This is a genomic window from Saccharopolyspora sp. NPDC000995 (assembly GCF_053599315.1).
The window spans coordinates 1-9,439 of the sequence record NZ_JBSFLZ010000185.1 but is presented as its reverse complement, the minus strand read 5'-3'; the positions used below and the strand labels follow the sequence as shown (position 1 = coordinate 9,439).

At 64.5% G+C, this 9,439-nt stretch carries 8 protein-coding genes; 6 read left to right on the top strand and 2 right to left on the bottom strand.

Annotated elements, in window-relative coordinates:
- Positions 1–58: 58 nt before the first annotated feature.
- Positions 59–400, bottom strand: coding sequence for a hypothetical protein (locus tag ACWDKQ_RS33705; protein WP_450142813.1), 342 nt, complete (start codon positions 398–400; stop codon positions 59–61).
- A 501-nt stretch (positions 401–901) separates the two neighbouring features.
- On the opposite strand from ACWDKQ_RS33705, the gene ACWDKQ_RS33700 reads away from it, so the two are divergent.
- Together ACWDKQ_RS33700 and ACWDKQ_RS33695 are read left to right on the top strand one after the other, a co-directional pair.
- The gene (locus tag ACWDKQ_RS33700) at positions 902–1,297 is read left to right on the top strand and encodes a hypothetical protein (protein WP_450142812.1); all 396 of its coding nucleotides are present in this window, start codon (positions 902–904) and stop codon (positions 1,295–1,297) included.
- Entirely contained in the window at positions 1,294–5,049 is a 3,756-nt protein-coding gene (locus tag ACWDKQ_RS33695; protein ID WP_450142811.1) for a caspase, EACC1-associated type, read from the top strand. The genes ACWDKQ_RS33700 and ACWDKQ_RS33695 overlap by 4 nt, the downstream gene beginning before the upstream one ends.
- 453 nt (positions 5,050–5,502) lie before the next feature.
- On the opposite strand, the gene ACWDKQ_RS33690 is transcribed toward ACWDKQ_RS33695, so the two are convergent.
- Complete coding sequence (locus ACWDKQ_RS33690; protein ID WP_450142810.1) at positions 5,503–5,670, bottom strand: hypothetical protein; 168 nt, start codon at positions 5,668–5,670, stop codon at positions 5,503–5,505.
- Positions 5,671–6,276: 606 nt separating this feature from the next.
- Between ACWDKQ_RS33690 and ACWDKQ_RS33685 the strand changes: the two genes are divergently transcribed.
- From ACWDKQ_RS33685 to ACWDKQ_RS33670, 4 genes are all read left to right on the top strand, one after another.
- A complete protein-coding gene (locus ACWDKQ_RS33685; RefSeq protein ID WP_450142809.1) occupies positions 6,277–6,744 on the top strand; it encodes an AbrB/MazE/SpoVT family DNA-binding domain-containing protein in 468 nt (155 codons plus the stop codon).
- Between the two features lie 171 nt (positions 6,745–6,915).
- Entirely contained in the window at positions 6,916–7,764 is an 849-nt protein-coding gene (locus tag ACWDKQ_RS33680) for a site-specific integrase (protein ID WP_450142808.1), read from the top strand.
- 183 nt (positions 7,765–7,947) lie between these two features.
- Positions 7,948–8,190, top strand: a complete 243-nt coding sequence (locus ACWDKQ_RS33675) for a hypothetical protein (RefSeq protein ID WP_450142807.1) — start codon at positions 7,948–7,950, stop codon at positions 8,188–8,190.
- A 20-nt stretch (positions 8,191–8,210) separates the two neighbouring features.
- Positions 8,211–8,729: an integrase core domain-containing protein gene (locus tag ACWDKQ_RS33670; RefSeq protein WP_450142806.1), complete on the top strand. Its 519-nt coding sequence runs from the start codon at positions 8,211–8,213 to the stop codon at positions 8,727–8,729.
- The last annotated feature ends 710 nt before the right edge of the window (positions 8,730–9,439 follow it).

Sequence of the window (9,439 nt, the reverse complement as noted above, 5' to 3'; positions counted from 1 at the left end):
ATGAAGTGGACACGGCTATCAGGATCTCCGATCCCGCCCTCGCTCTGGTACCCGGTACTCACACCAGGTGTCTCATCTCATCCTGACAAAGAGGGGTGAGGTATCGAAGGCAGTTCCAGTGTTGGGCGAGCGCTCGGGACGAACCGTGCCCGGCCAACGCGGTGGCACGTGCGAGTGTGTGCAGCAGCTCCCATGGGGAGAGGGACATGCCCTGGAGTTGTCTCGTCTCCGGAACTGGAGCAAGGTCGAACTTCCGCTCGCGCGGCGGTTTTCCCGCCTCGGCTCGTTCGGCGTCGATCTTCTTGGCTGCGCGCCGCGTTTTCCCTGCAAGATGAGGTGTTGACTGGAACGTGACCGTGGCCAATTCCTCGAGCTGCTTTAACACGGTGGAGATTTCCACCCCGGCCCTCCCGCCTGCCGCCTGCCGCCTGGAGCATCGACCGTTCCAACTCACCACCAATGGAAGCGCCTGTCTGCCCGCCTGTCGGTGGATCCTTCAACGTCACTCGATCGTCAGCATCTTCTTGCTACCGAGTATGTGCACGTGCTGGATACGCCGCCGGGCACGTCGTTTCCCTCACAATACGTGCAACATGTGAGGCTTTTCACATGCTAGTGCAAGGGCTACTGCCGGGATACACACCTGCACCATGAACATGCGTGGTTGGTCGGTACGCCATTCACGACGCGGAGATCTCTCTCCCCCCGTTACTTAACCCCAGCTCCGTGCACACGCCCGTTGACTGAGCGGGTGTGATTCCCGCAAGAAGCTGTGCTTTGGAGGACCGCCGGAATCTGTGTCTGCTCCATATGGGCGACTGTTGTGCGAACGGGCGCGAGAATCGGTGCGCGCGTTTTACGATCTTGGTCGTTTGGACGCGGATCAAGCCGAGAGGTCGGTATGGGAGAGAGCGAGCGCGCCTACCGGATTGAGGTTCTGGCCGGTGGTGATCCGCTCCGGGAGGAACGGCTCACACGGTCGCTACGCGACGATCTCGCCAGCCTCGAGGGCGTGTCAGTGGACTTGGCACAAGGAGGCGCGAGCACTCCCGGAAGCAAGAGCGGTGTGCTGACTGACCTCGCTCTGATCGCTGTCTCCGCGGGTGCCGGCATGGCGTCATCGAGGTCGCTCGCCAGGTTGCTCACGACGGCGATCACTGAGTGGTGCCGCAAGGAACGCCACCGGAAGGTGCGCATTACCCGGGGCGACGACACACTCGAGATCACCGGCAACCCCGACAAGGGCCAGCAGCGGCTGGTCCAGAAGTTCATGCAATCCGCCGAGGACGACGAATGAGCCGCCGCCCACTGCGGCGACGGGCCCTGTTGATCCACACCGAGACCTACCAGGACGACCGGTTTGAACCGCTGCCGTCGACCCGCGTTGATACGTGGCAGCTTCGGCAGGTGCTCGAACACCGCAATGTTGGCGGTTTCGAATCGGCTCGCGTAGTTGGCGATCTTACGGCCGACGACATGTGCGTCGAGATTTCTGAATTTCTCGAGGGCTGCGGCGATGACGTGCTCGCCCTTCTTTACATCACCGGGCACGGCACGCGGTTGCTCGACACGACCGGAGAGTTCTACTTCGCCGCCTCCGACACTGATCCCGACCGGCTCGCCCAGACAGGGGTCAGCGCGGGGTTCGTGAATGAACGGCTCGAAGAGTGCTGGGCGCCGCACAAGGTGGCGATGCTGGACTGCTGCCTCAGCGGCGGTTTCACCCTCGGTTTCCGCACCGACGACCGCGTGCGGGGAACCGCGAAGTCGTCGGCATCCGCTCCGCTGAACAGCCGCGGCGTCTACGTCCTGGCCTCGTCCGGCGCGCGGGAGGTGTCCTTTTCCGGCGTGGACTCGGCTGATGGCCCAGCCCCTTCGGTGTTCACCGGCGCGGTGGTCGAGGCCCTGCGCACTGGGAAGGCCGGCAAAGACGGGTCGGGGCAGGTCTCGGTCGATGATCTGTTCGAGTACGTCAATCGGCAGTTGCGAGGAAGAGGCGGGCAGATTCCCACCAAATCCTCGCTGGGCGTCAACGATCGGATCGTGATCGCCGACTGTCCTGCAAGCGCGACCGTGCCGGTGCTCGCGCCGTTGACACAGGCGCCCCGTGTTACCGATCCGACGCGGTCCGCGCCGGTGGCAGAAGGCACGAGTTCGTCGAAGCTCGCGGTTGGGTGGGAAGAGCTGATCGACTACTACCGTGAGTGCGTGCTCAGCGAAAGTTCGCGGACGACATTGTTGCCCGTGGCTGAACATGGCCGCAGTTACGTCTGCCTCACGGGTGCGGAGCGGTTCCTCACCGGAGACCTCGACGAAGACGGCACCACCGAAGTTCCAAAAGAAGCCGCAGAATTCCTCGATCACACTCGCGACCAGGACGCTGAGGTCTGGGCCGGGTACCCGACTGTCGTGCTCAACGCACCACGTGGAGGCAAAGCGTGGCCCGCCCCGCAGTTCGCACCCCTGCTGATGCGCCGTGTCGAGCTCACAACCGACGAGCACAGCGCACAGGCCCGGCTGCGACCCTACGGGCCGGTAGTGCCACATCCCGCGCTGGCGGCCGACTGGCTCGGCAAGGAGCAGGCGACCCAACTCATCGACACCTACCAACCGACATGGCACGCCGGGCAGCACGACCGGATGGCAACCGATGCCCGCAACCTTCTCCTGCAGGAGTTCGAACTGCCCTGCGTGCAGGAACTGCGTCCGGACTTCCTCGAGGACAGCATCGACACGCACTCACCCGGTGATGGCGCACGCAACGCCGCGGTCCTTGTCCGGGTGCCACGCACCGGTGATGCCACTCAAAATCTACTCAGGGACCTCGAATACATCGCCCAACGGCACGACCGCATCCCGGCGACCGCCTTGGGTGCGCTGTTGAGCGGTGCAGAGGACAAGTCGGGATCACCCGGTATCGTGGTCACCCCCTTGCCTGCCAACGATGCGCAACTGGATGTGCTGCGATCAACCACGACGCAGCGGCTTACGGTGGCCACCGGCCCGCCGGGCACGGGCAAAAGCCAGCTCGTCGCCAACGTCGTCGCCACCGCGATGGCCAACCACCAGTCGGTGCTGGTCGCCTCGACCAACAATCAAGCGGTCGATAAGGTCTGGCAACGCTGCGAACGCCTTCTGGCAAACAGTCTGGTACGCACCGGCTCGTCCACCGGCGATATCGACTACCGACAGAGCGAAGCCAACACACTCCAGCACCTGCTGAAGTCGAAACCGCCGAACATCACCACCTTCTCCACGACGAGCGCAGAGCACACCAGGAGCACCAAACGCCTGCAACGAGCCCGACAGGACCTCGCTCACACCGCGGAGGTCGAGCACCGGTTGCTCGATGCCGAAACCGACAGGCAAAAGTACGCCGAAATGCTCGGCCTGCCCGTCACCTCACTGAGCCAACGCCTAGGACTCACACTGGCAGCATGGGAGCGCCGAGCACGCCGGCTCAGCGGCGCTCGCTTCTTCGGCGAATGGCGCCGGGCCCGCCTGTTGCGGAAAATCGGCATTGACCCCACCGAGGCGAGCAGTGTCACGTGCGGACACCTCGCCGACTTCGCCGCCGCGGAACTGCGGTGGCGGCATTACCGAACCACAGCAGACACCTTGCCCTCCGATGATGATCTCACCGCATCGCTTAACACCGCCGACTCTGGAGTTCAGCAGGCGTCCCTCACGATGTGGCGATCAGCAGTAGCCGAGGCAGTCAGCGCAGGCAAACACGCGATCCGCACATTGGTTCAAGCGACCACGACCAACTCGCGGGACTGGTCGGAACTACGCGCCGTGCTTCCGCACGTACGTGGCTGGGCAACGACGAGCCTGTCCGTCCGGCGCTTTCCCCCTGACCCGGGCCTATTCGACCTCGTGATCATCGACGAGGCGAGTCAGTGCTCGATCCCGCACGTGCTTCCGCTGCTGTTCCGAGCCCGACGCGCGCTCATCATCGGCGACGTCATGCAACTCCCGCACATCACCTCGATCGCTGCGGAGCGCGAGGCGCTCATCCGACGCCGGAGCAAGGTGAGCTCCACTTTTCTCGAGAAGCGCAAGCTGTCCTTACGTCGACATTCCGCGTTTCACGCCGCCGAACGTGCCCGCGGCGGCAGCCTCCTACTCGACGAGCACTACCGGTGCCACCCGGACATCGCCGCCGTCTCAAACGAACTCTTCTACGGCGGTGAGCTCACCGTGCTCACCGACATCCGCGACCGTCCCGCTGTGAACCGGCCCGCCGTGACCTGGCGGGACACCGCAGGAAAAGCCACCCGACCGCGCTCGGGTTCCTCCTGGGTCAACCACGACGAGGTCCGGGCCACCCGCGAGTGTGTCGACTACCTGCTGGCCCACCTTCCCGCAAACGCAACAATCGGGGTGGTAACCCCGTTTAAGGCTCAGCAGTTCCAGCTCGGCCGCTACTGGCAGAACGAGGACCGCGTTCGCGTCGGCACCGTGCACACGTTCCAAGGTGGTGAACGAGACGCCATGGTCTTCTCCCTCGTCGCCGGCGAGGGCATGCAGCAAAGCGCGATCAGCTGGGTGGATCGGCAAATCAACCTCTGGAACGTGGCGATCACCCGGGCGCGGTCACACCTGATCGTGGTCGGCTCAGCAGACCTATGGCGTCGGCGAGGAGGAACAGGCAGCGAACTTCTTCGGGCAGCCCAAGCAGCAGACCGAAGCGAGAACGGGGCCGGCCAGGATCCAGACGCACTGGTCCAGCAGTTCTACGATCTGGTGGCCGACATGCCGCACCTCGCCGTCAAGTTGGGGGTGAAAGTGAACGGACACCCTGCAGACGCGGTGCTCAAGCGCGGCAATGGTATTGCCATCCCCGTGCTCATCGACGGCAGCGTCAGCGACGACTCGGAAGCGGCACGCCACCTCCACCTGACGCTGCGTCGCCGTGCGCTGCTGAGCTCACTCCAGAACGATGAACGCGCGGTCCGGCTCCCTGCGTGGACGCTATACGACCCGGACGCGGTAGCCACCAGACTGGGGCTCGATACACCAGAACGCCCGGCAACCGCACGATGATAGCGCCCTCTCCTAGCCCTCGATCGCGCCTTCCAGAAAAACGAGGGAAGCCACCCGTACCCGGCGCGCGGTCCGCCTATACCGGAGCGGTCAACTCGCTATGGCAGTTCGTCGAGCCCGCCCACCTGCGCTGAGGAGGTGTCCTCGGTTCCGACTCGGAGGGGCGAGCAGGATGCGCTGCGATCTCAGTGCCGCGCCGTACCAGCGGGTCTGCGGACGAACAAACCGTGTGGTGTGTGCGCAACCTCCTCTGCGACGCACGCGGGCCGCCGACGTCGCGATCACACGAGCCAGGTGCGTACAGAGATCAGTGCGACCAGGCAACACCTGCTGATCCCCGGCCCTGTGCAGCTACACGAGGCAAGCCACCCGCGGGGCAACGCCGGGGACAGGTCGTGTGCAGCGGAGAGAGCACGAGGGCCAGAGAGGGCCAGTAGGACTGGCCGCGCTGGGTCACGGCGTATCCGCGAAGCAGTACCAGGTGTCGGGCAGCAACAACAATGCCACGCCCGGCCGGGCGTCCCGGTCGGCTGGCAGCAGCCCGACCCCAGATCCATCGCCTCCTGCGGCTCGTGTTCCAAGATCACCACCCACACTGGCCTTGCTGCCTGCCTCCTCCATCGGCGGAGTCCTCCATAACTCGGATGTCGAGGCGAGTGATCCGGCCCCCTGCGGCCACCCGCACCGACGCGCTGCCGCCCTTCGCGCGGAGCGTGGAGGAGGTGGCTCTGGACGACTGGCGGGTGCGGCCAGAGACTGCGATCACGGTTGTAATCCGGCCAGATGACTTACCGGCACCCGCAGGGCCTCCACTCAGGACAACATACGTCTCTATTCGCCGCCCGGCACGACCTCGTCGAAGGCCCGCTTGAGCCTCAGTCTCGATAGCCACTTGACCCCCGCAGCCGATGCAAAAGGGAATGGCGCATACGCCATAAATGCGTCCAAAATCCTTGGATTGCAAGCACTTTCGAGAGCAACGGCAGGCGCAATCCGGCTAGCGCTTGATCGCGGGACGCAGCTATGATCTGTCGCATGAACACCTGCATTGCGCAGGTATGCCACGGAAATGTGTTCGATTCCCCCCTCGGACACAAAAACGCGTGATATTTCCCCATCGCAGCGAGTACTTGAACACTGTGTCGCGACGGCGCTCCAGCCGTCGCGGCTTTCTGCGTCCGCAGCCGCGTTCTTTCCGGATCCTTGCTGGTCACCGGGGCGGTGGCCATGCGTGAGCGGATCATCACAGGGCTGGTGCCGCCCGCGATCACCGACCGCGGCTCTCCGGCCGACGCGGGGCGCGGCGAGGGCTACGGTCTGCCTCTGCCGGTCATCGCCCGGCACCGCGAGCTGCCGGTGACCTACGGGATGGCGCGGGTGGATCCTTCCGGCCGGGTCGCGGCCACACCGGTCCTGCACACGCTGGAGTGGCAACCGGCCCGGCGGCTGACCATCCGGGTCACCGCGGGAGCGATCGTCCTGCAACCAGACCAGAGCGGGATCCACCGGCTGCCCAGCACACCACAGATCGTGATCCCGGCCACCGCCCGCGCCTGCTGCGGCATCCGCACAGGCGATTCGGTCCTGCTGGTCGCCGACCCACGGCGGGACATGCTGCTGGTCGACCCACTGCCCGCCGTAGACGAGGCCCTCGCGCAGCGGCACGCCACGGTGTGGGGCGGCGAGCCGGCATGACCGAGAACAAGATCACATCCGGAGCCGGCCCAGAGGAAATCGAAGCGGCCCGGGTACTACTCGCCCAGCCCGGACGACCTCGTCAACACCCCATCCACGCGACCACCCGCTCCGACCTTCACCGAGTACATCCCCCAGGTCTCCGACGCCGTCAGCACCGGAACCCGGCGCGTGTACGGCACCTACTGGAAACGCGTAGCGACCGAATGGGGCGAGAGGCGACTGGACGAACCGACACCGCTGGAGATCAAGCGGCTCGCCGAGAAGATCCGCAGCCAGGTGGTCGTTCGCCGCAACGCTCGCGGCGGACGCGGTGCCGCCGAGCACCTCATCGCCGCCCTGCGCTGCCTCTACAACCATGCCGTCGACGACGGTGTGATCAGCGAGGCCGACAACCCCGCGAAGAAAGTGCCCAAACCGCGCCGCTGCCCAGTACACGCCGCGGTCTGCCGGACTCCCGGCTGGAGGAGATCAACCACGTCGCCGCCACCACCGGCAACGACCCCGTACTCGACACCCTCATCCTTCGGCTGCACACCGAAACAGCCTGCCGCCGGGGAGGAGCACTCGCCCTCACACCCCGAGATCTGGAACCCCGACCAATGCCTGAGCCTGCTCCACGAGAAAGGCGGCACCGTCCGCTGGCAGCCCGTCTCCCCCACCCTCATGCCCCACCTCCGCGACCACGCCGAACAACGCGGCGCAGCCGCATCAGGCGGACAACTCCTCCGCTACACCAACGCAGACCCCATCACTACCCGACGCTACGACCACCTCTTTACCCGACTCGGCAAACATCTCCCCTGGGTCGCCACCCAGCAGATCAGCATCCACTGGCTTCGCCACACCACGCTGACCTGGGTCGAACGTAACTTCGGCTACGCCGTGGCCCGCGCCTTCGCCGGCCACACCAACAACAGCGACTCCGGAACCACCACCACCTACACCCGAGCCAGCATCCACGAAATCGCCAGCGCACTCGCCGCACTCACCGGAGAACCCCACCCACTAACAAACTAAAACCGACAGCCACCCAACGCGAGAGGCCCGGCACCCATCCGGGCCTCTTGAGCCAAGGCTCGTGGTGGGCGAGACGACCATGATCCCGATCGTTACCGCGGTGCGCCTGCTGGAAATCTCGTCCGGCCAGGTCATCGGTCTTGCAGTCTCCCGCCGGATATCCAAGCGGCATGATGATCGGTCGTGTTGCTGCTTTTCGCCTACCTTGCTGCCACCAACGCCTTCGCCGCGCTTCGCTTACTCTCGATGAGCGACCGCGCCAAAGATGCGGATATCTTGGCGCTGCGCCACCAGATCACTGTCCTCGGACGCCCGGCAGCGACAAGATCAGATTCGCACCTGAAGACCGGGCCTTTCTCGCAGCTCTCCCACACCCAGCCGGAAACCGCGAAAACACTCCACAACCCCGGGCACAAACAGCCTTGACCGGCCCCGCCCCTTCATGGATGACCAGCCAACGCCAGTACATCCTTGCGGTCATCGAGCACGCCAGCCTCCGCGCACAGATCCTCGGCTCCACAGCACATCCCAGCGCCGGCTGGGTGACCCAAGCTGCGAAGAGCCTCGTGATGGGCCTGGAAGACGCCGGCGCCCACGCCAAGTACATGATTCGGGACCAGTTTCCCAAGCTCTGCGACCAGATTCGCGCTGACGCCAGCATACAAATCGTCCTCAGCGGCATCCCGATACCGAGTATGAATTCGATCACAGAAAGGTGGGTACAGACACTTCGCCGTGAACTCCTCGACTGGACTCGCATCTGGAACGAGCGCCATCTCCACCACGCGCTCCACGAGTTTGAACAGCACTACAATGCACACCGGCCCCACCCGGCCATGAACCAGGCAGCACCGCTACGCGCCGCCCCTCAACCGATCACCGACTCCGACCGGGTAGCCGACCTCAACATACGCCGACACGACCGCCTGACAGGACCCATCCACGAGTATCGACATACTGCTTGACCTGCACGGATGAGATTTTCGGCAGGCGCAATGTCCAAGCTCCGAAGTCAAGGGGCCGATAAGCGGCGTGCTTGACTCCGAATAACGAACCATGATCACAAAAAGAGTGTCCTCACAGGCTCTGACCTGCGAAGACCCTCTTCACCATCAGGCTGACAAGATTTGAACCTGCGACCCCTTGACCCCCAGTGCCGCCCGAACAAGTGCGCCACCAGCAGAAACCGTGAAACCGCAGGTCCAAACGGTTCCGTTCGCTGCCGTACAGAGCAGTACGACGCGGTTGACGTAAGCACGATCCTCCCACTTTCCTCCCACCGCTGGCGTCAAAACGGATCGCCTGAACACCGCCGGGCGGGCGTGTGACGGTTCCGCTGTGGACCGCTCGACGCAGTTCAGTGCCGTCCAGCGCGATTGAATCCTGCCGCTTTGCCCTGCCCCACATTCGCCCTCCCATCCGTGCCGCGCGCTGGGCACTGGCGTCGCACCAGCTGCAAGCTGATCACCCGCAACAGGCGCCGAAGGACCATCCAACGCAGGCGGAAGGACCATCTCTTATGGACTCAAACCAGCAACCCTTCGGTTAACAGGCCAGTCTGGACGTCATTCGCCGTCAGTGAGCCTTATTCACGAGCATTACCAGCCGAGTCGGTAGAATTCGAGCGCCGTGATGATGTGGACAATTCCGGGGAGTTCGGCGAGGCGCCCTCGAT